This is a genomic window from Spirulina subsalsa FACHB-351 (genome assembly GCF_026130165.1).
GTDB classification, from domain to species: Bacteria; Cyanobacteriota; Cyanobacteriia; order Cyanobacteriales; family Spirulinaceae; genus Spirulina_A; species Spirulina_A subsalsa_A.
Genome location: NZ_JAIHOM010000069.1, coordinates 1 through 25,703, shown reverse-complemented (window position 1 = coordinate 25,703; position 25,703 = coordinate 1). Strand labels below are relative to the sequence as shown.

The following is a 25,703-nucleotide window of genomic DNA, read 5'->3' as shown; positions in this document are numbered from 1 at the left end:
GGGTGGGGCGCGCCCGAATTCACGCATCGGGAGAGATTCCCTCTTGGTTGGTTGGAGAAATCCTGTCAGCTAACGGAGACTCGTAGAACGATGAATCCCCCTGCCTTCAGGCGGGGGAGAACGTCAACCAGACCCCCTACAATCTCGCGGCTACAGTTTATTTAGCCTTGATCCCAAAAAAAATATTAAGTTTGTTAAACAGATTGCATTTTGTAGCCATTGTTACAGAATTTCCTGCTATAGTAAAAACATAAGCAAAAAACAAAAAATTCACTTTTTGAATAAAGCAATACGGAGACAAAATTTATGGATACCCAAAAACAAGCTCGTGCGTTAATGATGCGTCATAATCGGATCGTCCGTAACCGCCAAGAATCGATGTTAGGTCGTGCTGCTTCTGAAATTGGCGTTGATGTGGACACCGCTCACTACAGCAGTCGTATTCAAGGAAAAACCAGTTCTGCTTCTCGCACGTCCTACGACCGCAGCAATGCCGCTATGAGTTAACCGCTATCTGCTGACCTTAATAAGAATTTGATTTTCTGTGAACCTGCCCTTAGCAAAAAAGACCCTCTCTCAAGAAGGGTCTTTTTAATGTAGTCTTGAAAAACCCTGATCTTGAAAAACCCTGACCTTATGATCAGGGTTTTTAGAGTTCAGATTTTCTAGAACGGGACTGACGGGGCTCGAACCCGCAACTTCCGCCGTGACAGGGCGGTGCTCTAACCAGTTGAACTACAGTCCCAATTGCGCACCGGAATTTAATATAACTAAAATTCGGTGGGCGTGTCAAGTCTTTTTTGAAAATTTGTTTAAAATTGGGATTTTAGAGGAATTAGGAACGGCTAGAACTCAGAGCAAAAGCCAATCCACGGTATTTAAACAGCAGCAGCAAACTCAGGAGGTGGATTGACCAATGGGCGATCGCAAATCCCCAGATCAAACAAACGGCTGCTGTAGCAACCGTGAGGACGCGAGTTAATTCATTCGTAGAACGTTGATAAATGCAGATATTACCCAAGGCCAGGAACAAAAGCAGGAGGGGAAACAAGGGGAGCATCATAAATGTTACCTTCTGGTCAAACGGGTTTATAATAGGGGGGTAGGGACAAGACTGGAGCTAATGTATTTGGGGTAAGGCATCAACCACACTTACACTAACACTCGACTCCGATAAAGAAAGGTAACGTAAACAACTCCCCGGGGAATCTTGAAGAAACTTCGCACAACTTCAAGCTGAGGGGGGATTAGGTGAGTTTAAATCCTTGTTTTTGTGACTAAAAGTTAAGGCGACTCTCCTAGATTAATCGGGAACAGGAAATAGATAATTGATAATTGTTCCCCCGCTCCCCTGCTCCCTATCGATCACGGATTCCGTTCCAACAACACCCGAGGGGAAAAACGGAACAATTGATAAGCCCCCTTTTCCGCCAACATCTCATAATCTTGGGGTTGTAAATTGAGTTGCTCCACAGAATTGGGATAAGAAATCAACAATAAACTATCCTCTGGCTCTATCTGATCGGCTTCCTCTCGCCAATGTTTGAGCGCGATGGGGGTATGGGAGAAAAAGAGGGTGGGAATGTGGGAATAAAAGACAATGCTGGGTTTCCAGAAGCCAATCATCATCATTTGTTCCTCCGGTTGAATCACTTGACTGGCTTCGAGGGAGAGTTCCTTCAGAGCATTTTGTCGCTGTCCGACGGCAACATCTAACAGAGGTAAAGCACTAAATAACAGAAAACTGGTAAAGACCACGAGGTTAATCAACAAAATCCAGTGACGATAACGGGAGAGGATGAGACAAAGGGCGATCGCACCGGCCCCAAGACACCAAATTACCGCCCCAATTTCCGGGAAAGGCGTTTGGTCTACCACCTGATCCCAATTCGGAGCAGCGGGATCAAACCCCATAAATTGGGGAATCCGCCAACAAGCAATCCCTAACGCCAAGAGGAATAGACCATTAATCCCCCCAGTCCACCACATCCCCCAAGGTTTTTGGTCTGAGGGAGATTCGCGGGTGAGGAGATCACTCCAGAGGAGAGCGACTAAGATGGCTGCGGCAGGTAGAAGGGGGAGAACATAACTGGGGAGTTTGGTGACGGCAATGGTGAAAAAGACAAAAATGCTGGTAAACCAAGCGAGGGCAAAAATCCCTAGATGGGCGGTGCGGGGCTGTTGTCGCCATAGTTGAGGCTGCCAAAAGCGTAAACGTGCGATCGCCCAAGGTAAATAGACCGACCAAGGTAAAAAGCCTACCAACACCACCAAAAAGTAGAAAAACCAAGGGGCCGAATGTTCATTGACCACTTGGGTAAACCGTTCTACATTGTGATAGCCAAAAAACGAGTCGATATAGTCTTGACCATTATCCAATATGACCAACACATACCAAGGCACCGTTAACAGAGCAAACCACAGGGCTCCCAAAAGGGGTTTACTTTCTCGCCAGACTGTCCGAAACTGCCCCACATAGAGCAGAAACGGAATAATGGTTAGACCGGGTAAGACAATCCCGACGGGGCCTTTGGCTAAGACGGCTAGGGCGAGGAGGGTATAAAAGGCGATATACCACCCATTGGGAAGTATCCGGCGTTCTGAGGCCTCTTGGGGGGCTGTATAGCCACAGAAAAAACATAACATTGCCCCCCCCATACAGCCACTCAGTAACATATCTGAAACCCCTGTTCTTGCCCAAGCGATGGTTTGAATATTGAGGGCGCATAGGGCGGAGGCAATCCAAGGGGAAAGCCAAAGTTGACGCTGACTGGTGCGACTGTTGAGGGCTTCGGGCTGGGCATTTTTGGGGCGAGCCAAGCCACAACGACGTAGGGTGATGAAGACTAGGACCATTAAACTAATGGCCGAGAGGGCTGAAGGTAGACGCACCGCCCATTCATTGACCCCAATGAGGTTATAGGCGATCGCCATTAACCAGTAAATGAGGGGCGGTTTATCAAAGCGGGTTTCTTGATTGAAGTAGGGGGTAATCCAATCTCCGGTTACGGTCATTTGTCGCGCCGCTTCAGCAAACAGGGGTTCAGTTTCGTCTACTAAAGGGGTGCTACCCAAGGCCAGCAAGAAGCAAATTCCGGCAATAATAGCTAAAGATACCCCACAAAACCATCCGGTTCTCTGGGGATTTTTCTCCAAGTGATGCCACCAAGTGTTCAAGTTGTGAATCACGCCCTCCATCCTCACACAATGCACTTAATCAGACTTAATTTAGCTTGAAAGGGTTCTGATTGACGAGGGGGTGTGGGTAATAGGTCGGGCTTGTTGTGAGCAGAATCACCTGCGCGATCGCCTCAAATCAATTTCCTCTGCTCAAAGATTTGTCTATCCTAGAAGTAGTCAACCAATCAGGGTGCTAATTCATTATGATTTACGCACTTGTTAAGTCTGCTTTTGAGACAGGTTGTTTAAGTGTTGCATCTGAAAGTCTCATCCGTCAAATTCTGGCCATTCGCTCTTTTCAATCTTCCGAGATGGAGGCGATCGCCAAACTTGAAGCAGCGCTGAAACGGGGGGAAGTCCAGCGTGAGGCCTGTCCTTCCACGCTCCTGGAATCCTTTGCTGTCTTTCACAAATCCGTTTAATGTCCCACCGAGGGTTAGATCATCTCAAAAACCTCCTGAGTCATCAGGAGGTTTTACCCATTGGAGGGAGAATCATTCGCTAACCGTTGGACTGATTCGCTCCCGGTGAAACCTTGAGCGTGGGGCTTGTGAACTTTTCACAAAACTCCAAGAATTACCGGAAAGTCATAATTTGTACCATTGAACCGGGATGAATCAAAGTTTCTCCCACGGGAACGACAGCTAAAGCGTTAGTTGTCGCTAAATTAATTAAATTCCCTGAACTATGCACTCCTCCGGCTAAATTAAACTGGTATTCTGTCCCCTGCCACACCACATTTCCCCAGAGATAGGTTTCCCGCTTTCCACTCGCTTTTAACGCTTGGTTGGTTCGACCTTGAATAAATTTCCCCCTCGGATCTTCGGCATTTCCTGATAATTTTTGTAACGCAGGCTTGACAAAACGCCAACAGGTCACTAGGGCAGAAACAGGATTTCCCGGAATCCCAAAATAAACACAGGGCTGGTTATTTTGATTAAACGTGGCGACGGTGAGGGGTTTTCCGGGTTTTATGGCCACACTGTTTAGATGAATTTTGCCGCCTAATTGGGTTAAAACGTCTTGCACATAATCATAATCTCCCACAGAAACCCCTCCGGTGGACAAGACAAAATCGGCGGTTCTAATGGCTCGACTAATTGTAGCCTTTAACTGTTGGGTTTGATCAGGAACAATGCCTAAATTGATGGGAACTGCCCCTTGACTGATTAAAAATGCCGTTAAAGCATATTGATTCGAGTCAACAATTTTGCCGGGGGTTAAGCTTTGATCGGGGGTGATTAGTTCATCTCCGGTGGAAAAGATAGCCACCCGAGGACGACGATAGACCTTTAAGGGATTGCATTTTGCACTGGCTAAAATCGCTAATTCTGGGGCATCAATTAAGGTTCCGGTATTTAACAAAGTCGTACCTGCTTGATAGTATTCCCCTTTTTTTCGCACAAAATCATAGGGTTGGGGAGCGGCTAAAATAGTAACGGTATCCCCATTTCGTTCCGTGTCTTCCTGCATAATCACGGTATCAGCACCGGGGGGCATAATGGCTCCGGTAAAAATGCGGGCAGCTTGTCCCGATTCTAGGGTTTTTTGGGGTTGAGATCCGGCGGGGATTTCTTCAATAATGGGGAAGGTTTGGGGATGGGTGCGATCGCAACTTTTCAGATCCTCCCAGCGCACGGCATAGCCATCCATCGCCGAATTATCCCAATAGGGGAAGTCTAATCCACTGGTGACAGAGGCCGCCAAAATGCGCCCCGTCGCACTTTCCAGACTCACGGTTTCCGTTTCACTCAGGGGTTGAATTAGGTCTAAGATCAAGCGTTCAGCGTCGGCAACAGGTAACATTTAATCAACACTCAGTTATTAATACTTATCGGCCACGATTAACAGGCTACAAAAAGGGGGTTTTCCTCGCCTTCCCCCTTTACAAAGAGGGGGCTAGGGGGGACAATCGGGTTGATCGTGAACCACCCCACCCGGCAGGATGGGGAATTCCGCAACTCTTTATATTAAATTAGGCCAATAGCGCGGAAACCTTTGTAAGCGACAACCGCAAGGGTCGCAAAAACGGCCAAAATGAAGAAATACGCAACAATTGCCATAATGTTAATTCTCCTAAAAAGTGGGTTCGAGTCCTAGAATTCTGCTATTTTACCCGATTGGGGACAGGAGAGGACTCGAAAATCAAGGATAATAGAGGCTGAACTGTTGAGCAATCAATCCCCATGTCCTCTCTCATTGCCGTTAATTTACCTGACAATAGCTACAATATTGCGATCGCCCCTGACAGTCTATCTCAATTGGGCGAACAAATGCGACCCCTCGGTTTAGGTCACAAAGTCCTAGTCATTTCTAACCCCGAAATCTTCCACCACTACGGAGCCATCATCGTCCAATCCCTCGAACAAGCCGGATATACCGTCAGTAGTCATCTTATCCCAGCCGGGGAATCCTATAAAACCCTAGATTCTATAGCCCGCATTTATGACACCGCCTTACAACACCGTTTAGAACGCTCTTCCACTCTAGTAGCATTAGGGGGAGGAGTCATTGGCGATCTGACTGGATTTGCCGCCGCAACATGGCTAAGAGGGATTAACTTTGTCCAGGTGCCGACCTCTTTACTCGCCATGGTAGACGCATCCGTTGGGGGGAAAACGGGAGTTAATCATCCCCAAGGAAAAAACCTCATTGGGGCATTTTATCAACCGAAATTAGTGTTTATTGATCCCCAAGTCTTAAGGACGCTTCCCCCGCGAGAGTTTCGCGCAGGCATGGCCGAGGTGATTAAATATGGGGTGATTTGGGATGAGGATTTATTCACCCAGTTAGAAAAAGCAGATCGTTTACAAGATTTTTCGGATTTAGAGGCTGAGTTATTGCAAGTGATTCTAACTCGTTCCTGTCAGGCCAAAGCGGATGTAGTGAGTCAAGATGAACGGGAGTCGGGATTACGCGCCATTTTAAACTATGGCCACACCATTGGTCATGCCATTGAGAGTTTAACAGGCTATTCCCGGATTAATCATGGGGAAGCGGTGGGAATTGGTATGGTGGCGGCGGGCGCGATCGCCTTAAAAATGCAATTATGGACCGAACCTGAAGCCAGTCGTCAGAATGCCCTAATTAGCAAAACTGGACTTCTCACCCACATTCCCGAAGATTTGGATACCGGAGCCATTGTGGAGAGTTTGCAAATGGACAAAAAGGTAAAAAGCGGGAAAGTTCGTTTTATTTTGCCCACCCAATTGGGCAAGGTTAAGATTACCGATGAAGTTCCCAATGACCTGTTAGGTCAAGTCATTGATGAGTTGAAACAGTGAACAGTAATAAGAAAGGAATCCCCACCCTCAACGAAGTAGGGTCGGGTAATTCAAATTCATTAAACAAGGACATATCGCCATCACTAATGCTAGATTTACTCACCCTCACCCACAGAGTGCCAGCCTTCTGGCGACATTCAGGTAAACTGAGGAGATGGTAGGATCACTCAGATTACTAGGACTTATGCGTTGGATTATCGGAATTATTACGGTGTTCGCGGTGGTGTTGTGCTGGGGGAATGGGAATCTGGCTTGGGCCCAGGAAGGCGGGCTTTCCTTGGAACAGGGGGAGGCGATCGCAACCAAAGCCATTAATGCCGCCGAACGGGGGAATTTTGCCCAAGCCGAACAGTATTGGAGCGACTTAATTCAAGCCTTCCCCGAGAATCCGGCAGTCTGGAGTAATCGGGGCAATATGCGGGTGAGTCAAAATGAATTACAAGGGGCGATTGCAGACTATAATCAAGCCATTAAACTAGCCCCCGATGCTCCAGATCCTTACTTAAACCGGGGTATAGCTTACGAAAGACAGCAACAATGGTCAAAAGCGATCGCCGACTACGAAAAAGTCCTCAGTCTTACCCCCCAAGATCCCCTAGCCTACAATAATCTCGGCAACGCCCAAGCCGGACAAGGCCATTGGCAAGCCGCCATTGAGGACTATAAAAAAGCCACCGAATTAGCCCCAGACTTCGCCTTTGCCTTCGCTAACTATGCCCTCACCCTTTATCAAGCCGAACAACAGCCCGAAGCCCTGCGCATGATGCGTAATTTAGTCCGTAAATACCCCATGTTCCCCGATATGCGCGCCGCCCTCACCGCCGCCCTGTGGGAACAAGGACAACAGGGAGAAGCCGAAAGTAACTGGGTGGCTACCGTGGGCATGGATCAAAGGTATCAAGATATTGAATGGGTCAAAACCGTCCGTCGTTGGCCGCCCAAAATGGTCGCCGCTCTCGAAAAATTCCTCAATCTCGATTAATCTCTAGAAGAACCAAAATTCTATTCACGCAAGTTCTCCTTGCCCCTTTGTTTTTCCCTAATTTATTGTGAGGCTGTCCGATGAAATTCTCTCGTTCCCTCTTAACCCTTTGTTCCCTACTGGTGGGACTACAGGGCGCAGTGTCACCTGTGCAGGCCAATTCCACCCTAGCCCAACGCAGTCGTCTCCTACCCCCTCCCCCCCCTGAACACTCCACCAGCCTAGACTTTTCCCTGTTAGGGAATGGTCTATTAAACCTGATCCGGGGCCGGGTGTATCACACCGAATCCACCATTGCCCTGCGGGCTGACTGTGGCACAGATCGGGTTCAACTCAACTATCGCTTAAACTCCATTACCCAATATCCCGACCGTTTCCGCACAGAAATCACCTTTTTACAACCCAATGGCGATCCCGTGTTTCAAGTTCAACTGATCAACAACGGGGAAACCGTCTGGTTTCATCGCTCCGATCGCAATCGCTACACGGAACGAGAAACCAGCAACTTCCTAGAGAATGCCCCCCACCTCTATATCATGTTGGGCTTCCTCAACTTCTTCTATATGAGGACTCCAGCCCCCATCAAGGCGCAAATCGATCAGGGAATGCGCCCCATTGACACCATCCTCGCCGCCTTTTTAAGTGGTTCACCCGAGGATCAAACCATTGCCAATGTTACCCTAGGCAACCAACGCATTCATCGCCTTTATGAGTTCAAAAACCCCCCCAGTTTAATCGCCCGCTTTTTTGTCGATCCCTATCAAAACCGCATCACCCAAACGGATTTTACGGTGCGGGATGGTGAACAGGAACTCAATCTCGTGGAAACGGTTCACCACCGGGTAGAACATCCCCTATTCCCCCCCTCCCATTTTAATTTTGTTCCCCCCCCAGAAGCGAGGGAGGTGGATCGGCTGAATATTGAACCCTTTAGAGCGTTAGAGAACTGTTTTCAACCCTTTGCCGAATAGTCTCCGGGGTGAGTTCTCCCACATTATTAAACACCGCTTCCGCTCCGGCTGTCATGAGTTTGGCACTGTAGGCGGCCTCTTGTTCAGGGTTGGTTTGCACATGGGGGGGTAAAATGCCAATCCCTATCCAGGGGGTTTGGGGATCTTGTTCTTTGGCCTGTTGAACGGTGTATAAGTCCCCCACGGTATCCCCAACATATAATACAGGTGTATGGATATCTAGCCCATGACGTTGGGTTAACTGTTGACGAGCTAACAACAGACCCGTAGGATCGGGTTTACCGGGTGCATCTTCCATGGCGACTAACACCGGATCCACTAATCTCAGACGGTGTTTTAGTACATATTCCGCCGATCCTCGGGTAGCCCCACTAAAGAAGCCCCAAGGGATCTGATGGGCGGTCAGATCATCAAAATAGACTTGATCGACTAAGAGGGGTTCTTGGGTAATATAGCCGTTCCAATGGGTGGGATCGGTGCCACGATAACGACGTTGGAAAAACTGGACAATTTCCTCGTAGTTGAGGGCGATCTCCTCGCGGGATTGCCCTTGGGTCATAAAGTAGCGGTAAATTAGTTCTTGGGAGGCTTCCCAGTCATTGTTCCAAATCCCCTCCCCTTTAAGTTGGTCAATATCTTCTAAGCTAGGGCGATATTGGTTTTGGGTAAAGTGGGCGACTGTATCCATAATCGCCCGACGGTAAGATCCCCCCACGTTGCGGATTACCCCGTCAATATCAAATACAATGATCATTGTAAGCTCCTGTTCAGACGTTCAATGTCCCCGTCTCCTGCCCTTGGACGAGGATCAGAAGAACTAGATTAACTCATTGGATTTTACAGCACCCTCGATGAACTTTTTTTCGGCACATTTACCCCACTGGATTGGACTCACGTTAATGGAATGGATGGAACTCTGGCAAGGGTTAGGTTCGATTGTCGGCATTGGTGCGATCGCCTATCTCCTGCTTTGTTTTGTTGTGTGGAAGTGGCAAAACCGTTTAATTTTCTTCCCCTCCTCCCAAATTACCAACACTCCAGAACAATGGGGGATGGATTACGAGGTGATCTCAATTCCCATTCCCGAGCGCTCCCAAGAGTTCCTCTATAGTTGGTGGATTCCTGCCTCTGGTCCCCCCCGAGGGGTGGTTTTACAACTCCACGGCAATGGGTTTAATGTGGGGGCAAACCTCGATCAATCCCATGTATTCCATCAACTGGGGTACTCTGTCTTACTGTTTGATTATCGGGGTTATGGGCAAAGTAGGGGGCCTTTTCCTCGGGAAAAACAGGTTTATGAGGATGCAGAAGTGGCCTTAGATTATTTGCTCAAAGAACGGGGCTGTCGGGCTTGTGATGTGGTAGTGTATGGTCATTCTCTCGGAGGTGCGATCGCCATCGAACTCGCCACCCACCACCCCGACTTAGCCGCCCTGATCATCCAGTGTTCCTTTACCTCCCTCACCGATATGATCGATCATGATGGCATCTACAAGATTTTCCCCGTTCAACTACTCCTCAACCATCATTTCGACTCCCTCAGCAAACTCCCTCACCTCAATCTCCCCATCCTTTTCATCCACAGCGCCCAAGATCGGCGCATTCCTGCCAGAATGAGTCAAACCCTCTTTGAAGCGGCTAAACACCCTCACAAAGCCCTCTATATTGTCCCTGATGCCGGACATAACAACGCCGCTAGTGCCGGAGGTGAACCCTATCGCCAACAAGTCGATCAATTTCTCTCTCAACTGTCTTCTTAATATATAGGGCTTGCTGAATAACTTCGGAAGTCGGGAATCCGGGGATTTTTCCTTTCCTTCTGAACGCTCCGCGAACGGAAGTCGGGAATCGGAAACAATTGTCAATTGTCAATTGTCAATTATCAATTCCCTATTCCCTGTTCCCTTTGCTTTCCCTTATGGATTACAAAACTCAAATGGGAACGCTATATAATCAATCAACCTTTAACCTCAATCATGATAGGTTTCTTGGGGATGACCACACACCTTACAATAGGACAAATACTTGTAAGTTAAATGTAAACAATTGGGGCATTCCACATATTGATAATAACCACAATGGGGACAGTGAGACTCATCCCCCCGCAGTTTCTTCCCACAATTCATACATTTCCCTTTTTGGACCCGATTAGCTACTTGTAGTTTCCGGTTAAATACCACCTTTTGAAAGAACTTGATAATGCCAAAACCCACTAACGGCACAATCAAAATGTAGACATAACTGATCAGGAATAGTAACCCCCCTAAAAGTTGGGTAAGCACTCGCACTAAAACATCAAAAATCAGCCCAAATTGTAAAACCTCGAAGATTTTCAGGATTAGGGGAATACAGAAGATGATCAGCAAATGCCAACTCATCAACGCCACCAGACCATAGTTTTTCCCTTGGGCAAAATTATGCACCCAAAGGGCTAGAATAATCAGGGGTAACAAAAAGATCGCTTGTAAGGCAAACTGAAGGCTAGGATACCAATAAGCTGCGTGATTATAGTCCTTTTGTAGCTGGTTAAAGATCGTGTCGTTATTCAAAAGGGCGAGCAATTCAACACTAGCAGGTTGTGCGAGTAATTCCTCTTGTAAAGTGGAAATTTCTCCCTTAATATTAGCAATTTGGCGGTTATTTTCATCTAGGTTTTGTTTCGCCTGTGCAGCTTCAACGGTATTAATGGAAAGATCCCGAGGTTGCCCCGCAATTTGTTCTAATAGAGTAGAATCATATTGACTGCGAATACGCTGATTTTTGTATTCTAGGTCATTAATATTGACCTGTTTTTCATTAATTACCCGTATGACTTGTTGATTTTGCGGTGTGTTAATTCGGTCTTCAATTTGACGGTAATTAAGACAAACTTCTGAAACAGACCCTAACCGTTTTAATTCGTTGGGATAGGGATTGGGGCTACCATACTCATCTAAACTAATGGATGAGCGAATCCTCTCAAAATCTTTATTTTCAGGGGTTTCTGTGCGGTAAGCATCCCAACTATAATAACAGGGATATTGTTCCCCAGCGCTCAAGTGCCATTGTCCAATATCACTTAGGCCCCAGAAAACATTGCCTAAAATAAACAAATCAATGGCAATAACAATGATTAAACTAACTTTATTAATCGGCTCATTATTGATGGTGCTAGATTTGTTAAAAAATCGGCCGAACCAACGAGTTATTTTTGTAAACATATTGGGTTTAGATTGTTATTACAAAAAGTGAATACATACGAATCTATCGCACCTTTCAAGTGCTTGGCTGGATGTTTCTATGAAATCGAAAAAAGCAGGTTATGTGTCGGTTGGGTGTAGCGACAGGGACTCCCAAAAACTCACCGCCAGATTTTAGCTAACATTGCCGTATTTCATAGAAAAAGTACATGATGAGTTGCTATGGCATAGCTATGTTGAGCTAGCTATTACAATCCTATTTAAGTTGTCATGTTTTTTGACATTTAACCCGTATCCTAGGGGGAATTCACGAATTGCCCTTACCACAATCTTATTTAGGATTGCTATGGAAGGGATAAACTCAGGACAAGGGAATCGATAGAACTCAACTCTAGACGTTATCGATAGTTAAACTCTAACACTGTCTTTTTGGGAATTGTGGGATCTTAAGACAGTTTGTCAAGTGGCTGAATTCTAGGGAAGTGAGAACAGAGCAATCTTGACCGATTCCTAGGCAATGCCCACCCTCAAGAAAGCCACTTAAATCCGTTGGGCAAAACGCAATTTAGCCGAACGAGAACGACGATTTTGGGCTTGTTCTTCCGGTTGTGCGGTGATGGGCTTTTTGGTGAGGACTTTTAACTGTTCGTTGTTGCGGAAACTGTGCTTAATTAAACGATCTTCGAGACTGTGGAAGCTGATGATGCCGATTCTACCCCCTGTTTTAAGCCAAGTGGGGGCTTGAGTCAAAAACTGTTCTAGGGCTTCTAATTCGCCGTTAACGGCAATGCGGAGGGCTTGAAAAACGCGGGTGGCGGGGTGGATACGTCCGTAGCGATATTTGGGGGGAACCGCGCTGGCGATGAGATCGGCTAATTCGGTGGTGGTTTGTAGGGGGCGTTTGTCCACAATCCGCCGAGCAATGCGACGGGATAAGCGTTCTTCTCCGTAGTGATAGAAGATGTTAGCCAGTTCAGATTCAGCCCAATGATTAATAATATCGCCGGCCGTGAGAGATTGACGGCAATCCATGCGCATATCGAGGGGGGCGCTGTGTTGGAAACTAAACCCTCGTTGGGGCTGGTCAAATTGGGGGGAACTTACGCCTAAATCGGCGATAATGCCATCAAATTGGGTGTTGAGGGGGCAATAATCGGCAAAGTTGCCCTGCCAGAATTGGACGGTGTTGGGGAGGTAGGTTTGACAATGGGCGATCGCCTCCCCATCCCGATCCAGCGCCATCACCCGCACATCAGGCGCACTGGCTAAAATTAAAGCCGTATGACCTCCCCCTCCCACCGTGGCATCTAGATAATATCCTCCCGCTTTGACTTCTAAGCCCGTGATTAACTCTTGACTCAAAACCGGAATATGGACAAAGGAAGAAGAGGAACTAGACATGATGGAGGTAACAGGTAACTTGTCCCCATTATCGGTCAAGGTTGCCCCTTCCTTCTATCCTATCTCCCCCTCGTCAACAGTGATTTTGCCCCGAAACACCACATACTGATAAATGTTGTAGAACAACATCACCGGAATTAAGGCCCCGATGAAAATAATCATAATCACTAAAGAACTCGGCGCGGCGGCGGCTTGATAAATGGTGATAGAGTTGGGAATAATGTACGGAAAAATGACTAAAGCCAACCCCATAAAGGTTAACAGGAACAGGAGAATTGTCCAGACAAAAGGTAGGGCTTCCTTCTTTTTCTCCAAACTCTGCCACAGTTGCCAGATCAAGAGAATCCCTAACAGGGGGATGAGGGCGAAGATATAAATGAGCGGTTGGGAGAATAAACGCGATCGCGCCGATTCATAGACAATCGGAGTCACAATAGTAATTACAATCGCCCCAATTAAGGTCGTCAAGGCCGCAATTTTAGCCGTTTTGTAATGGGTTTGTTGCAGTTCTCCCTCTGTCCTCCAAATCAAATAGGTAGACCCAATCAAAACATAACCCTGTATCAAAGTTAATGCCACTACGACCGAGGGGAAACGCAACCAATCCCAACTCCCCCCAATAAAGTGACCCGAGGCATCCACTTGAATCCCTTCCAAAACCCCTCCCAAGGCAAAACCTTGTCCCAAAGCAGCCAAAAAACTCCCCAAACCAAAGGCAATATTCCAAAACCATTTCCGGTTCGCCTGTTCCCGAAATTCAAAAGCCACCGCCCGAAAAATCAGACCAAAAATCATGATAAATACAGGGATATAGAGAGCTTGTAAAATCGTCCCATAGGCTAAGGGAAACGCTCCAAATAGGCTTCCACCCATCAAAATGAGCCAAGTTTCATTGGCATCCCAAATATTGCTTAAACTGGTCATTAAGATGCTACGACGTTCCTCACTAGAGGAGGTCAGGGATAAAATCCCAACCCCCAAATCAAAACCATCTAGCATCACATAGAGGAACAAAAACAACGCCAAAATTCCAAACCACACCTGGGGCAATAAATAATCTAATGTTTCCATAGGTCTTGAGGTAAAACAATCTCTCCTAATTTCTTCCTTTACTGTTGGGCTTCTGTCGGACGTTGATCCGGTTTAAATTGCCCCGGGTTCACACCTAAAATGGGGGTCGTTTCCCCCGGTAAAGGTAATTCTAAATTAGGACCTTTGAGGATAATCCGACGACCAAAATAAAAGGCCGCGAACAGTAACAGCGTGTAGGTAACAGCAAAGAAGATCAGGGTTGTTAAAACATTTCCCGGCGGTAAATTTGCTGCCGCATCACTGGTGCGAATCGTGTTATAAACCGTCCAAGGTTGCCGTCCCACACAGCGCACAATCCAACCCGATTCAATGGCAATGTAACCCAAGGGGGCGGCAAAAATCCAGCCACCTAAAAGCCAACGCTGTTGAGCAATAATGTCAGGGGAGAGTTTGCCTCGCATCCACTCGAAGATAGTGACCAGCATTAATCCGGCCAAAAAGAAGCCAATGGCAACCATAGTCCGAAAGGCGTAATAAATTAAGCCTAAGAGATGGGGCCGTTGTTCAGGGGTCCATTCTTTGAGGCCTAGGACAGGTTTAGAGAGGGTGGGTTTGAGTTCTAATATATACCCCAAAGCTTGGGGAATTTTTAGTTCCCAGTCATTTCGTTCGGCTTTTTCGTTGGGAATGGCCAGTACACTCCAGTCGGCACTTTGTCCAGCTGGAATGGTTTCCCATTGGGCCTCCATGGCAGCTAATTTAGTCGGCTGATACTCTTGGACTTGTTCGCCGCTTAAGTGACCAACATAGATTTGGAGGGGGGCCACTGCGATCGCCACCACCAAAACAATTTTAAAGGATTTACTAAAAAATTCCGTGTGCCGTTGTTTGAACATATACCAAGCACTAATCCCCCCAATGACAAACAGGGAAGTCTCCAAGGTGGCTAACACCATGTGCATCACACTGTTAATCATAAAGGGATTAAAAACCGCCGCCACATAATCAATCACCTCATATTTCCCCTCTACCAATTCCACCCCGGCCGGAGTCTGCAACCAAGAATTAGCCGTTAAAATCCAGAAGGTGGAGAGGTTAGCACCAATGGCCACCAAAATAGTGGCGATGTAGTGAATAATCGGATTGACTCGTTCCCAACCAAAGACCATAATCCCCAAAAAGGCCGCCTCTAGCATAAACGCCCAAGAAGCCTCAAAGCCAATAATACTCCCAAAAAAATTACCAATCGCCTCAGACAGCGGCGCCCAGTTGGTGCCAAACTGAAACCCCATAGGAATCCCACTCGCAACACCAATCCCAAAATTCAGAACATAGAGTTTCACCCAAAAACGGGCATGGTGATAATAGTCTTTGTTCTTGGTCTTTAACCAAAGACCTTCGATAATCACGAGGTAAATCCCCAAACCTGTGGTTAATACAGGCCACAGCATATGAAAAATTGCAGTCAAGGCAAACTGCATCCGCGATAAGACGACGGTGTTAGAGAGAAAGTCCATGATCACTCGGTTGTAAGCTAATCCTGATTTCACCTAGATTGTCACCCCAAGGTTTTGAATTATTACCAAGCTTGACAAAAAATTAATATTTTGTTGTATACCAAAATAGTTTTACAGTCTGTCGAAGTTCCAACTTCCCCTTAAACCAGCAAATCCAACCTTAGATTCAGTGTTGGGTCTACGCTGTCTCCTATAATGATTCATTGATGATGTGCAATAACAACTCGACTCAAGCGCGGAAGATTTATTTTGCTCACCGCGTCTTAGAGTCTTCGAGCAACCAGCAGATAAGAGGGACACTGCCGAATCTATGGCACAAATAGAAACTAGAACCGAACCCATGGTTTTAAACATGGGGCCACACCATCCCTCGATGCACGGGGTTTTACGTCTGATCGTCACCCTTGATGGGGAAGACGTGATCGACTGCGAACCCGTGATCGGCTACCTCCACCGAGGGATGGAAAAAATCGCCGAAAACCGCACCACTGTGATGTATGTTCCCTACGTCAGCCGTTGGGACTACGCCGCCGGGATGTTTAATGAAGCCATTACCGTCAATGCACCGGAACAGTTAGCGGATATTGAAGTGCCGAAACGCGCCCAATATATCCGCGTCATCATGTTAGAACTGAACCGCATTGCTAATCATTTACTTTGGTTAGGACCCTTCTTGGCAGATGTAGGGGCGCAAACCCCCTTCTTTTATATCTTCCGAGAACGAGAACTCATTTATGACCTCTGGGAAGCGGCTTCTGGCTCTCGCTTGATTAATAACAACTATTTCCGGGTGGGTGGGGTATCCGTCGATCTGCCCTACGGGTGGATTGACAAATGCCTCGACTTTTGCGACTACTTCGCCCCGAAAATTGATGAATATGAAAAATTAATCACCAATAACCCCATTTTCCGCCGTCGGGTGGAAGGAGTCGGCACCATTAGCCGGGAAGATGCCATTAACTGGGGATTATCCGGCCCCATGTTACGGGGATCCGGTGTCAAGTGGGATCTACGCAAAGTGGATCACTACGAATGCTATGACGATTTGGATTGGGAGGTGCAGTGGGAAACCGGAGGGGATTGTTTCGCCCGGTATCTCGTGCGGATTCGGGAAATGCGCGAGTCGATTAAGATCGTTCGCCAAGCTTGTCAGGGGATTCCGGGGGGCCCCTACGAGAATCTGGAAGCTAAACGCTTAATGGAAGGTAAAAAGTCGGAATTTAACGGCTTTGATTATCAGTACATTGCCAAAAAAGTCGCCCCTACCTTTAAGATTCCAGCCGGAGAACACTATGTCCGCTTGGAAAGTGGCAAAGGTGAACTGGGGGTGTTTATTGTGGGTAATGATAATGTCTTCCCTTGGCGCTTTAAAGTCCGCCCACCGGATTTTAATAATTTACAAATCCTGCCCCAACTCTTAAAAGGGGTGAAAGTTGCCGATATTATGGCAATTTTGGGCAGTATCGATGTAATTATGGGGTCTGTGGATCGTTAGGTTTCATCGTCTCAGTGAATCCTGAAAACAGTCGCCTAACGGGGGCGAGATTCCGAATAAAAAGCGGGTAGTGAATTTACCCGCTTTTTGTGTAACTTGAGGTTGGGTGAATCGGAGTGCGAAACCCAACCGCTCATTTTTAGCTATTTAAGCTCGATTATGAATCAACACAATTCAGCCAGTTCTCTCTATGATCTTGATCGTGAACAGTGGTTAAGTAAAACGATCGATTGTTTAAAACATAACCGACTCGAAGAATTAGATCAGCAACATTTAATTGAGGAGTTAGAGGAATTGGGGCGACGGGAAAAAAAATCGGTAGAACGATTCCTCGAACAGATTATTAGACATTTACTCCTGCTACAATACTGGCATTCTGAATCTGAATATAATGCTAATCATTGGAAAGCGGAAATCATGAGTTTTAGAGGTCAACTCAATGAAGATTTAACTCAGAATTTACAGAATCATCTCCAAGAGAACCAAGCCAATATTTATGTAAAGGCTTTAAATTATGTCCGGCAAAAGACCGGATATACAGTTCAATTTCCTGAAGAATGTCCTTATTCTCTCGAACAGTTACTAGCTATGAATTGGCTACCGTAATGTTCTCTGATTTATGGGTTAGGTGCAGCGAGACGCGCAACCTAACATTGAATTCCTAGCCAGAAACCGGGTTTCTTTCACTCCCTTGTCTGGGTATACATCTGGCCACAAACCCGGTTTCTATCGTTTAAGTTGGGTTGCAATCTAACGACGGGCTACCCCGTCTTCCCGGGCGGCCCGTTGGACGGCGGCTGAAACGACCGAGGACACGCGCTTATCAAATACGGAGGGGATGATAAACTCCCGATCTAAATCTTGGACCGACACTAAAGAGGCGATCGCACTAGCCGCTTGAACATACATATTCGTCGTAATTTTCCGCGCCCGACAGTCTAACGCCCCCCGGAAAATCCCCGGAAAGGCCAACACATTGTTAATCTGATTGGGGTAGTCACTACGTCCCGTCGCCATCACAGCCACCTCATCCGGCACTAATTCCGGCTGGATTTCCGGCACTGGATTCGCCATGGCGAAAATAATCGCCCCCTCATTCATAGTCCGTACCATTTCTGGGGTTAAAACTCCCGGCACACTCACCCCAATAAACACATCGGCTCCCTGTACAGCATCGGCTAACGTCCCCTCTTGGTCAACGGCAAAGAATTGTTTTTGGGGGTTTAAATCTGTGCGCTGACGGGAGAGAATCCCTTTCGAGTCACACATGATAATGGAACGAGCGCCAGAATGGAGTATGAGGTTAGCAATGGCCACCCCCGCCGCCCCAGCCCCATTAATGACGATTTTCACTGCCTCTAGCTCTCGTTTGACCAGTCTGAGGGCATTAAATAAGGCCGCGAGGGTGACAATAGCTGTGCCGTGTTGATCGTCGTGAAACACGGGGATTTCTAACTCTTCCCGCAAGCGTTTTTCAATCTCAAAACACCGAGGGGCGCTGATATCTTCCAGATTTACCCCCCCAAACACGGGAGCGATATGTTTGACCGTGGCAATGATTTCCTCGGTGTCTTGGGTATCTAAACAGATGGGGAAGGCATCAATTCCGGCAAATTCCTTAAATAACATGGCCTTGCCTTCCATGACGGGTAAAGCGGCCTCGGGTCCGAGATTGCCTAATCCTAATACCGCGCTACCATCGGTGATAATGGCCACGGTATTACTTTTAATGGTCAAGGAAAAAACCTGTTGGGGATCTTCTGCGATCGCCTTACAAATCCGCCCCACCCCCGGAGTATAGGCCATTGCTAAATCCGATTGATCCGTTAAGGGCATTCGGCACTGCATCCCAATCTTACCCCCCCGGTGCAGGTCAAAGGTTCGATCGGACACCCGCAACACCTTGACATGGGGAACATCCTTAATCGAGGCTACAATTTCCTCAGCGTGTTCCGTACTCGACGCATCCACCACAAATTCCCGTCTCGATAATTTGCGCGTATGCTGGAGTAAATTAATCTGACCAATACTTCCCCCTCGCAAGGCGATCGCATGGGTGACACTCGCCAACATTCCCGGTGTGTTGGGTAGTTCAATAGAAATCGTTAAACTAAAACTAGGATTCGGGGTTAAGTGAACCATTGTTTCTCCCTTAATAATCGCAATTCATGCTTCGATATCTGAATCCATTTACGCGACACCTATCCAGCTATTGCCGAACAATACGGCGATCACACTGTCCCCCTCAAAAGTCATAGATGCGTTATTCCGCAAAGCTTTCAGGAAAATCCAAAAAGTGCCGTTCCAGACCCTTAAGATTTTGGCGATTGGTTATCGGAGTTAGCACAACCCCTCCCCTGTGAGAACAGCTTGCTGTTGAACTACCCCAAAACAAACAACCCCCATTTTCGCATCCTACACAAGTTTTTCCCCCAACCCGCGAAATTTAACAAAATGTTGCGGAATTCCCCTTCCTCGCTTGCAGGGAGGGAGCATCACCAATGCCCTCAGCCTCTGCTGGTGATGCCGAGGCTGAGGGCATTGGTCGATTTTGAGTGAACGAAACCCTTACTGTGCCTCAACTGTGGTGCAGAACAAGACCGGGATGTGAATGCCAGTGTAAATATTATGGCGGCAGGGCTTGCCGACCTGAATGGACAGGCGTTAAGCAGTGTGAGGCCCCCATCGGGGGCGGTTGCTTGTCTGTCTACCCATCAGGAGTCCACTTAATGTGGACAGACTGGGAATCCCCGTGCCTTTAGGCCGGGGAGGATGTCAACATCCCACCCTTCTCTTGCCGTCCGTGTCGGGAGAGTGTCACAATAGAAAAAGACTTGTCAAGGCCTTTTTGTTCATGCCCTCCGGTTCGTGGAGTAAGGGCAAACAGGGTCATAGACATCATCCGTCCTACGTGGACATTTTGATCCGAATGGAACAAGCCGAGATTAACTTATTAGGTCGTTCCTTACGACGTATTGATCAGAAACTACTGACCACAGAAGGGGATCCCCACAGGGTTCGCATTTGGTATCAGGGGGGAGAACCCTATTTTGATCTCTTTATTGAATTACAGCGAGAAACCATCGAATGGTTTCAGATGACCTTGCGCGGACGTTCCATTTCTTGGCAACGTCAAGATCAGGTTTGGCAAACTGGGATTACTAACGAACTGCGCACCGATGATGTGATGTTCTATCCGGCGAGTAAAACCATAGAAAGCGATCGCCAAACCAACCCAGATTTTTTTGCCCTTGCCGAAGCCATCCTCACCACACGCAAGGGAGAACCCTTATTTGACCAGCTTTTAGAGATTTTTCGCGGCCATTATAGCCCCTCCCCCCTGAAAAATATTTCTTGAAGGGCTTGCCTATTTTCAAAAAGCTATGCTACATTAATAAATCGTGTGAACAACACAGTTTTAGGGGGGTCGCTAACTCAACGGTAGAGTACTCGGCTTTTAACCGATTAGTTCCGGGTTCGAATCCCGGGCGACCCATTCCCAGATTAAAAGTGCTGGATGCTAGAAATCACCTCTAAAAATTCTCCACAGTAAAAATACTCAAGTCCGAAAAAAACTTTAAGATTCTGGTAAACTAACTTAAGATTACCTAAAAGACGACAGAAAAATCACACTATCATCTCGGACATCCTAATCTCGGGCTGGGTGTGGGAAACTGTCAAACATCAAAAAAACGTTTATCTGGCTTGTGCTAGCTGAAAGCTCAACCCAATAACAAGACCGAACAAACCATTAGGAGGATATTTTATGGCGCTTGTACCTATGCGGCTGCTCTTAGACCACGCTGCCGAGAATGATTATGGGATTCCTGCTTACAATGTGAACAACATGGAGCAAATTATCTCCATCATGCAGGCAGCCCAAGAAGCTGACAGTCCTGTAATCTTACAAGCTTCTCGCGGCGCTCGTAGCTATGCGGGGGAAAATTTCTTACGTCACTTAGTGCAAGCAGCAGTGGAAACCTATCCTCATATTCCCGTTGCCATGCACCAAGATCATGGAAACTCCCCAGCCACCTGTTATTCTGCCATCCGCAACGGTTTCACCAGCGTGATGATGGATGGTTCCTTAGAAGCAGACGCTAAAACCCCTGCCAGCTTTGAATACAACGTCAGCGTTACGGCTGAAGTGGTTAAAGTAGCTCACTCCGTCGGTGTGAGTGTAGAAGGTGAATTAGGTTGTTTAGGGTCCTTAGAAACCGGGCAAGGGGATAAAGAAGACGGTCACGGTTTTGAAGGCACTCTGAGCAAAGATCAACTGCTGACTGACCCCGACGAAGCCGTTCAGTTTGTAGAACAAACCCAAGTAGACGCTCTCGCTGTTGCTATTGGCACCAGCCACGGTGCTTACAAATTCACCCGCAAACCGACGGGCGAAATTTTAGCGATTAGTCGCATTGAAGAAATTCACAAGCGCTTACCCAACACCCACTTGGTGATGCACGGTTCTTCCTCCGTTCCTCAAGAATGGATTGACATGATCAACCAATACGGTGGTACTATTCCTGAAACCTACGGTGTACCCATTGAAGAAATTCAAAAAGGGATTAAGAGCGGTGTGCGCAAAGTGAACATCGACACCGACAACCGTTTAGCGATTACGGCCGCTATCCGTGAAGCTGCCGCGAAGGATCCCAAAAACTTCGATCCTCGTCACTTCATGAAGCCCTCCATCAAGTACATGAAACAAGTGTGCTTAGAACGCTACCAAGCTTTCGGAACGGCTGGGAATGCTAGCAAGATTAAACAAATGACCTTAGATGAGTATGCGGCGAAGTATGCCAAAGGTGAATTGTCTGCTTCTGTGAAGTCTGCGGTTTCCGTTTAGCTTCCTTGGGAATTAAGGGAGAGTCGCGTTGACTCTCGTTCCTAAACATTATTAGACCAGCACAATCGCGCTGGTCTATTTTTGTGAGGAAATACTCCCCACCTATTCTGGGGTGGGGAATAGTTGCTACTTCCGTTCAATGGATAACGAAGAGCAGAATAAGCTATCCTGATGTGGACTCATCCCTCTTTCTTGACCTATGTCTAACCCCCTACAAACTCCCCACAGTGGCTATCATTGGAACGGCAGTTCTGAACGTTTTTTTGAAGGTTGGTATTTCCGCGTCACCCTTCCCACCCTTGAACAAACCTTTGCCTTTATGTACTCCATTGAAGACCCTCTAGGAGGACAAGGCTATAGTGGAGGTGCAGCCCAAGTTTTGGGCGCAAATGATGAATATTTATGTCGTACTTTTCCTGATGTAACTCAATTTTGGGCAACAAAAGATGAACTCGGTTTAGGACATTGGGGAAAGACGGATTTAAAGCACAATCCGCAACTATTAGACCCCAAAGACTTTGAAACTCAAATTCAACAAGGCTACCAAGCAACAGCCTATTTAAATCAAGGAATGATTCAAGATCCAGCCACAAAAAAATACTGTCGTTGGCAATATGAAATCAAGCCCATTTATGGCTGGGGAAATCCCAATCAGGCACAACAATCAACGGCGGGCTGGTTGTCTTCTTTTCCCATTTTTGAGCCGGGATGGCAGATTTTAATGGCGCATGGTTTAGCGACGGGGTGGATTGATTGGAGCGGACAACTTTATTATTTTGATGATGCTCCGGCCTATCACGAAAAAAACTGGGGTCGTGCTTTTCCAAAACGTTGGTTTTGGGTGAATTGTAATTCCTTTAAACAAGAAAATGATTTAGCCATTACCGCCGGAGGAGGGAAGCGGGGGGTTTTGTGGTGGATGGAATCGGTGGCCTTAATTTGTCTCCATTATCGCGGAAAATTTTATGAGTTTGTGCCGTGGAATTCAGAGGTGAGTTGGGCGATAGAACCTTGGGGATACTGGAAAATGCAGGCGAAAAATGCTCAGTATGAGGTGGAATTAGTAGGGACAACGGAGCATTCTGGAACACCCCTCCGCGCTCCTACTTCTGAGGGGTTAGCGTTTTGTTGTCGGGATACCATGCGGGGGCATTTGCGCTTAGAATTGCGGGAAAAACAAGGCCGGGTGATTGTGAGGGCGGAAAGTTCGGTTTGTGGTTTGGAAGTGGGGGGAAGTCCTTGGGATAAACCTTGGATTAAGGATTAACTGGTTAATGCCTAAGTTAACGGTTATCAACTAATTTTTATCCCTGATTAATTTCCTGCATTACCCGCCCAATATCTAATAAAAAAATGGGCTTTTTCCCCTGTTCAGACTGCCACAATGCGACATATTGAGCAAACTGGGCAGGGCTGGTTTGTTTAGCCGAATGGGGGAGAGGTTGGACGATGTGGAGGGGTAAATCAATCATGTTCGGTAACTCTGCCACTTGAATCCCACATAGCTGTTGTCGAGGGTTTTTAATTAAGATCAGAAAGGGGCGTTGTGCTTGGGAAATGGGGGTTAAAAACACATCCTCCTCCCCCATGTCCTGCTCTTTTAATAAAGCTTCTAAGGGCAGAAGTAAAACCGTTTGATCTTCTAAATCAATTAATCCCACTTCATCAAATCCCGTTTGAGCATCGGGGGGACAATGATGAATTTTTAAAACGGCTTTCATGGGTAAGGAAAACAAGTGATTTCCCAAGGGGAATACAATTACTTTAACGGTATCAGTGCGTTGGGGGGATAAGTTCATGAATCGCTTCCTCTAAGGTGGAGAGAATTTCCTGTTCTAGGTAGGGTTTGGTTAAATAAGCATAGGCCCCTAAAGACATGGCGATATGTTGGAATTTGTCCCGACTGCGGGAGGTTAACATCACGATGGGAGGATGGGCAAGGGTTTTGTCTTGTTGGAGACGGCTGAGAAATTCTAAGCCGTTCATCCGAGGCATTTCAATGTCACAGAGGATCATTTTGACCTCTGGGGTGGTTTTCAGGGCTTCTAGGGCTTCTAAACCGTCTTTAGATTGAATAACTTTATAGCCGTTCCGTTGCAAAATTAGGGTCAAGGTTTGCCGTTCGGTGAGGGAATCATCTACGACTAAGATTGTATTCTGGGCTGGGGTGGGGGAGGATGGGGTTTGTCCTTCTGCTCCTTTGAGGGCAATATTAGCACTCCTACGCTCTTCGGTTTCGGTGGTGTCTTCGGAGGGGGCGACAAAGAGGCCTAATTGTTGGGTGGAGAGGGGGGAGGAGGATACATCAACGGTGAAGGGGGTGGAAAATTGGGGGCGCACTTCGGTTGCATTTAAGACGCGAATCCCTTTCTTTTGGGCCTGTTGGAGCAGGGCAGCCCCATCTAAAATGAGGGTGAGACGACCATCTGCGAGAATACTACAACCGTAGAGGTAGGGGGGAGGGGCGATCGCACTAGAAATCGGTTTAATCACTAATTCCTGTTCCTCAATCACCTGATCCACTTCTAAGCCGATTAACCCCTCGGTCGTTCGTAATAATAACACGGGAGGAACATTATCCGGTGTGCGTAGGAGAGGACTTAATCCCTGTTCTGAGGACTCATGGAACAGCAGGGTTTGATGTTGGGTGAGGGAGTGACCTGAGTAGTGAAAAAGACTCGCTAATTCATAGACGGGGATGGTACATTCTTCCCCTTTTTGTTGCCAATCTAACACTTTTTGTCCCGCTAACCAGCGTAAATTATCCCCCGGAATTAAGACCTGTTCAATCTCATTGGATACGAAACCATAAATCGAGTTTTTAGCGCGACAGATGAGCAATCTGGCACTCATCAAAGATTCCCGAATCTGGACATAAAAGATTGTGCCTTGTTGGGGGAAGGAACGGACGGAGAGATAGCCTTTAATATTGGCGAGTTGGGTTTGTACTACATCTAAACCAACCCCACGACCGGATAAATCACTGACTTGATCGGCTGTGGAAAAACCGGGTCTAGACATTAATTCGATTAGGCGATCTTCGGGATGTAAGAGTTGTTTAATCCGTTCTGATTCAACCTCCGTAATTAACCCTTTACTTAAAGCTTTTTGGCAAATCTTATCGACGTTTAAACCCTGTCCATCATCCCGCACTTCAATGATGGTGCGATTGCCTTGGTTATAGGCATAAATTTCTAGTTGTCCGGTGGTGGGTTTGCCTAGGGTTTGACGAATTTCGGGGGATTCTATGCCATGATCAAAGGCATTACGAATCAGATGTAATAGGGCATCATAGAGATTTTCGGTGATGGTTTTATCCACCATTACTTCTGTTCCTTTGAGGGTTAACTCTACTTCTTTTTTATGGACAAAGGAGAGTTGTTTCACCATCGGAGGAAATCGTTTAAGCAAGGTTTTCAGGGGAACCATGCGGGCGGATTGGATATTATCTCGCAGTTGTTTGGAGATCCGTTTTTCTCGCTCGATGGTGGAGGTAGTGGTGCGGGATAACAGGTTAATATCTTCCGTAGCTTGGGTAATTTGGGAGGTCTCTTCAATGGCAGAATAAAGGAGTCTTTGAGTGGGGGTGAGTTTTTTCTGATCTTCGTTTTTGTATTCGGCAATATAATCCCGCAGTTGGGTTAAGGTGAAACGGTGTTTTTTGAGCCAATCTGATAGTTTTTGTACAGCACCTTGGAACTGTTCATCCCGTAGGGTGAGTTGGTTTTGATTAATTAGTAATTCTCCGACTAAGTGATTAATATGTTCGAGTTGTTCGAGTTCAAGACGGAGGGTTTTTGTGCTGACGGGTTGGGG

22 protein-coding genes, 2 tRNA genes and 1 pseudogene are annotated in these 25,703 nt (G+C 46.9%); 13 read left to right on the top strand and 12 right to left on the bottom strand.

Annotated features, from left to right (window positions below):
• A pseudogene (locus K4A83_RS23250) lies at window positions 1–86 on the top strand (RNA-guided endonuclease TnpB family protein); the annotation flags it as partial.
• Window positions 87–306: 220 nt separating this feature from the next.
• Window positions 307–507 carry a hypothetical protein gene (locus tag K4A83_RS14210; RefSeq protein ID WP_265265264.1) on the top strand — a complete coding sequence of 67 codons (201 nt, stop codon included), beginning with the start codon at window positions 307–309 and terminating at the stop codon, window positions 505–507.
• Between the two features lie 164 nt (window positions 508–671).
• On the opposite strand, the gene K4A83_RS14205 is transcribed toward K4A83_RS14210, so the two are convergent.
• The 3 genes from K4A83_RS14205 to K4A83_RS14195 all read right to left on the bottom strand — a co-directional run bounded on the left by K4A83_RS14205 (window position 672) and on the right by K4A83_RS14195 (window position 3,198).
• Window positions 672–745: transfer RNA gene (locus K4A83_RS14205), tRNA-Asp, on the bottom strand.
• Window positions 746–835: 90 nt separating this feature from the next.
• Window positions 836–1,063: a hypothetical protein gene (locus tag K4A83_RS14200; protein WP_265265263.1), complete on the bottom strand. Its 228-nt coding sequence runs from the start codon at window positions 1,061–1,063 to the stop codon at window positions 836–838.
• Between the two features lie 302 nt (window positions 1,064–1,365).
• Window positions 1,366–3,198, bottom strand: coding sequence for an ArnT family glycosyltransferase (locus K4A83_RS14195; protein WP_407810037.1), 1,833 nt, complete (start codon window positions 3,196–3,198; stop codon window positions 1,366–1,368).
• Window positions 3,199–3,383: 185 nt separating this feature from the next.
• On the opposite strand from K4A83_RS14195, the gene K4A83_RS14190 reads away from it, so the two are divergent.
• A complete protein-coding gene (locus K4A83_RS14190) occupies window positions 3,384–3,602 on the top strand; it encodes a hypothetical protein (protein ID WP_265265261.1) in 219 nt (72 codons plus the stop codon).
• 154 nt (window positions 3,603–3,756) lie between these two features.
• On the opposite strand, the gene K4A83_RS14185 is transcribed toward K4A83_RS14190, so the two are convergent.
• Complete coding sequence (locus tag K4A83_RS14185) at window positions 3,757–4,986, bottom strand: molybdopterin molybdotransferase MoeA (RefSeq protein WP_265265260.1); 1,230 nt, start codon at window positions 4,984–4,986, stop codon at window positions 3,757–3,759.
• A 380-nt stretch (window positions 4,987–5,366) separates the two neighbouring features.
• Here K4A83_RS14185 and aroB point away from each other — a divergent pair, with 380 nt between their 5' ends.
• The 3 genes from aroB to K4A83_RS14170 all read left to right on the top strand — a co-directional run bounded on the left by aroB (window position 5,367) and on the right by K4A83_RS14170 (window position 8,417).
• Entirely contained in the window at window positions 5,367–6,464 is a 1,098-nt protein-coding gene (gene aroB / locus K4A83_RS14180; protein WP_265265259.1) for a 3-dehydroquinate synthase, read from the top strand.
• Window positions 6,465–6,648: 184 nt separating this feature from the next.
• A complete protein-coding gene (locus K4A83_RS14175; RefSeq protein ID WP_265265258.1) occupies window positions 6,649–7,446 on the top strand; it encodes a tetratricopeptide repeat protein in 798 nt (265 codons plus the stop codon).
• 80 nt (window positions 7,447–7,526) lie between these two features.
• Window positions 7,527–8,417: a hypothetical protein gene (locus K4A83_RS14170; RefSeq protein ID WP_265265257.1), complete on the top strand. Its 891-nt coding sequence runs from the start codon at window positions 7,527–7,529 to the stop codon at window positions 8,415–8,417.
• On the opposite strand, the gene K4A83_RS14165 is transcribed toward K4A83_RS14170, so the two are convergent.
• Complete coding sequence (locus K4A83_RS14165; RefSeq protein ID WP_265265256.1) at window positions 8,377–9,171, bottom strand: TIGR01548 family HAD-type hydrolase; 795 nt, start codon at window positions 9,169–9,171, stop codon at window positions 8,377–8,379. The two genes, K4A83_RS14170 and K4A83_RS14165, sit on opposite strands and share 41 nt — an antisense overlap.
• A 97-nt stretch (window positions 9,172–9,268) precedes the next feature.
• Between K4A83_RS14165 and K4A83_RS14160 the strand changes: the two genes are divergently transcribed.
• Complete coding sequence (locus K4A83_RS14160) at window positions 9,269–10,177, top strand: alpha/beta hydrolase (protein ID WP_265265255.1); 909 nt, start codon at window positions 9,269–9,271, stop codon at window positions 10,175–10,177.
• Window positions 10,178–10,387: 210 nt separating this feature from the next.
• On the opposite strand, the gene K4A83_RS14155 is transcribed toward K4A83_RS14160, so the two are convergent.
• The 4 genes from K4A83_RS14155 to K4A83_RS14140 form a co-directional block, all read right to left on the bottom strand.
• On the bottom strand, window positions 10,388–11,617 hold the full coding sequence (locus K4A83_RS14155; RefSeq protein ID WP_265265254.1) for a hypothetical protein: 1,230 nt from the start codon (window positions 11,615–11,617) through the stop codon (window positions 10,388–10,390).
• A 519-nt stretch (window positions 11,618–12,136) separates the two neighbouring features.
• The gene (rsmH, locus tag K4A83_RS14150) at window positions 12,137–12,997 is read right to left on the bottom strand and encodes a 16S rRNA (cytosine(1402)-N(4))-methyltransferase RsmH (RefSeq protein WP_265265253.1); all 861 of its coding nucleotides are present in this window, start codon (window positions 12,995–12,997) and stop codon (window positions 12,137–12,139) included.
• A gap of 54 nt (window positions 12,998–13,051) precedes the next feature.
• Window positions 13,052–14,068, bottom strand: a complete 1,017-nt coding sequence (cydB, locus tag K4A83_RS14145) for a cytochrome d ubiquinol oxidase subunit II (RefSeq protein ID WP_265265252.1) — start codon at window positions 14,066–14,068, stop codon at window positions 13,052–13,054.
• 38 nt (window positions 14,069–14,106) lie between these two features.
• Complete coding sequence (locus K4A83_RS14140; protein WP_265265251.1) at window positions 14,107–15,546, bottom strand: cytochrome ubiquinol oxidase subunit I; 1,440 nt, start codon at window positions 15,544–15,546, stop codon at window positions 14,107–14,109.
• Window positions 15,547–15,856: 310 nt separating this feature from the next.
• On the opposite strand from K4A83_RS14140, the gene K4A83_RS14135 reads away from it, so the two are divergent.
• Both K4A83_RS14135 and K4A83_RS14130 read left to right on the top strand, forming a co-directional pair.
• Window positions 15,857–17,041: an NAD(P)H-quinone oxidoreductase subunit H gene (locus K4A83_RS14135; RefSeq protein WP_265265250.1), complete on the top strand. Its 1,185-nt coding sequence runs from the start codon at window positions 15,857–15,859 to the stop codon at window positions 17,039–17,041.
• A 159-nt stretch (window positions 17,042–17,200) separates the two neighbouring features.
• Entirely contained in the window at window positions 17,201–17,647 is a 447-nt protein-coding gene (locus K4A83_RS14130; protein WP_265265249.1) for a DUF29 domain-containing protein, read from the top strand.
• Between the two features lie 144 nt (window positions 17,648–17,791).
• On the opposite strand, the gene K4A83_RS14125 is transcribed toward K4A83_RS14130, so the two are convergent.
• Entirely contained in the window at window positions 17,792–19,183 is a 1,392-nt protein-coding gene (locus tag K4A83_RS14125; protein ID WP_265265248.1) for an NAD-dependent malic enzyme, read from the bottom strand.
• 787 nt (window positions 19,184–19,970) lie between these two features.
• Between K4A83_RS14125 and K4A83_RS14120 the strand changes: the two genes are divergently transcribed.
• The 4 genes from K4A83_RS14120 (at window position 19,971) to K4A83_RS14105 (ending at window position 23,154) form a co-directional block, all read left to right on the top strand.
• Window positions 19,971–20,399, top strand: a complete 429-nt coding sequence (locus tag K4A83_RS14120; protein WP_265265247.1) for a hypothetical protein — start codon at window positions 19,971–19,973, stop codon at window positions 20,397–20,399.
• A 66-nt stretch (window positions 20,400–20,465) separates the two neighbouring features.
• A tRNA-Lys gene (locus tag K4A83_RS14115) sits at window positions 20,466–20,537 on the top strand.
• Between the two features lie 270 nt (window positions 20,538–20,807).
• Complete coding sequence (fba, locus tag K4A83_RS14110; RefSeq protein ID WP_265265246.1) at window positions 20,808–21,887, top strand: class II fructose-bisphosphate aldolase; 1,080 nt, start codon at window positions 20,808–20,810, stop codon at window positions 21,885–21,887.
• A gap of 199 nt (window positions 21,888–22,086) precedes the next feature.
• Window positions 22,087–23,154, top strand: a complete 1,068-nt coding sequence (locus tag K4A83_RS14105) for a tocopherol cyclase family protein (RefSeq protein ID WP_265265245.1) — start codon at window positions 22,087–22,089, stop codon at window positions 23,152–23,154.
• A 37-nt stretch (window positions 23,155–23,191) separates the two neighbouring features.
• Here K4A83_RS14105 and K4A83_RS14100 read toward each other — a convergent pair whose 3' ends face one another.
• Both K4A83_RS14100 and K4A83_RS14095 read right to left on the bottom strand, forming a co-directional pair.
• Entirely contained in the window at window positions 23,192–23,686 is a 495-nt protein-coding gene (locus tag K4A83_RS14100) for a chemotaxis protein CheW (protein ID WP_265265244.1), read from the bottom strand.
• Window positions 23,661–25,703, bottom strand: a 2,043-nt coding sequence (locus K4A83_RS14095; protein WP_265265243.1) for a hybrid sensor histidine kinase/response regulator, incomplete at its 5' end; no start/stop codon positions are given. The genes K4A83_RS14100 and K4A83_RS14095, both read right to left, overlap by 26 nt.

What these genes read in the sequence shown, in the direction of transcription:
- K4A83_RS14210 (WP_265265264.1), top strand. Translation starts at nt 307, where the DNA reads ATGGATACCCAAAAACAAGCTCGTGCGTTAATGATGCGTCATAATCGG.
- K4A83_RS14200 (WP_265265263.1), bottom strand. Translation starts at nt 1,063, where the DNA reads ATGATGCTCCCCTTGTTTCCCCTCCTGCTTTTGTTCCTGGCCTTGGGT.
- K4A83_RS14195 (WP_407810037.1), bottom strand. Translation starts at nt 3,198, where the DNA reads ATGGAGGGCGTGATTCACAACTTGAACACTTGGTGGCATCACTTGGAG.
- K4A83_RS14190 (WP_265265261.1), top strand. Translation starts at nt 3,384, where the DNA reads ATGATTTACGCACTTGTTAAGTCTGCTTTTGAGACAGGTTGTTTAAGT.
- K4A83_RS14185 (WP_265265260.1), bottom strand. Translation starts at nt 4,986, where the DNA reads ATGTTACCTGTTGCCGACGCTGAACGCTTGATCTTAGACCTAATTCAA.
- aroB (WP_265265259.1), top strand. Translation starts at nt 5,367, where the DNA reads ATGTCCTCTCTCATTGCCGTTAATTTACCTGACAATAGCTACAATATT.
- K4A83_RS14175 (WP_265265258.1), top strand. Translation starts at nt 6,649, where the DNA reads ATGCGTTGGATTATCGGAATTATTACGGTGTTCGCGGTGGTGTTGTGC.
- K4A83_RS14170 (WP_265265257.1), top strand. Translation starts at nt 7,527, where the DNA reads ATGAAATTCTCTCGTTCCCTCTTAACCCTTTGTTCCCTACTGGTGGGA.
- K4A83_RS14165 (WP_265265256.1), bottom strand. Translation starts at nt 9,171, where the DNA reads ATGATCATTGTATTTGATATTGACGGGGTAATCCGCAACGTGGGGGGA.
- K4A83_RS14160 (WP_265265255.1), top strand. Translation starts at nt 9,269, where the DNA reads ATGAACTTTTTTTCGGCACATTTACCCCACTGGATTGGACTCACGTTA.
- K4A83_RS14155 (WP_265265254.1), bottom strand. Translation starts at nt 11,617, where the DNA reads ATGTTTACAAAAATAACTCGTTGGTTCGGCCGATTTTTTAACAAATCT.
- rsmH (WP_265265253.1), bottom strand. Translation starts at nt 12,997, where the DNA reads ATGTCTAGTTCCTCTTCTTCCTTTGTCCATATTCCGGTTTTGAGTCAA.
- cydB (WP_265265252.1), bottom strand. Translation starts at nt 14,068, where the DNA reads ATGGAAACATTAGATTATTTATTGCCCCAGGTGTGGTTTGGAATTTTG.
- K4A83_RS14140 (WP_265265251.1), bottom strand. Translation starts at nt 15,546, where the DNA reads ATGGACTTTCTCTCTAACACCGTCGTCTTATCGCGGATGCAGTTTGCC.
- K4A83_RS14135 (WP_265265250.1), top strand. Translation starts at nt 15,857, where the DNA reads ATGGCACAAATAGAAACTAGAACCGAACCCATGGTTTTAAACATGGGG.
- K4A83_RS14130 (WP_265265249.1), top strand. Translation starts at nt 17,201, where the DNA reads ATGAATCAACACAATTCAGCCAGTTCTCTCTATGATCTTGATCGTGAA.
- K4A83_RS14125 (WP_265265248.1), bottom strand. Translation starts at nt 19,183, where the DNA reads ATGGTTCACTTAACCCCGAATCCTAGTTTTAGTTTAACGATTTCTATT.
- K4A83_RS14120 (WP_265265247.1), top strand. Translation starts at nt 19,971, where the DNA reads ATGGAACAAGCCGAGATTAACTTATTAGGTCGTTCCTTACGACGTATT.
- fba (WP_265265246.1), top strand. Translation starts at nt 20,808, where the DNA reads ATGGCGCTTGTACCTATGCGGCTGCTCTTAGACCACGCTGCCGAGAAT.
- K4A83_RS14105 (WP_265265245.1), top strand. Translation starts at nt 22,087, where the DNA reads ATGTCTAACCCCCTACAAACTCCCCACAGTGGCTATCATTGGAACGGC.
- K4A83_RS14100 (WP_265265244.1), bottom strand. Translation starts at nt 23,686, where the DNA reads ATGAACTTATCCCCCCAACGCACTGATACCGTTAAAGTAATTGTATTC.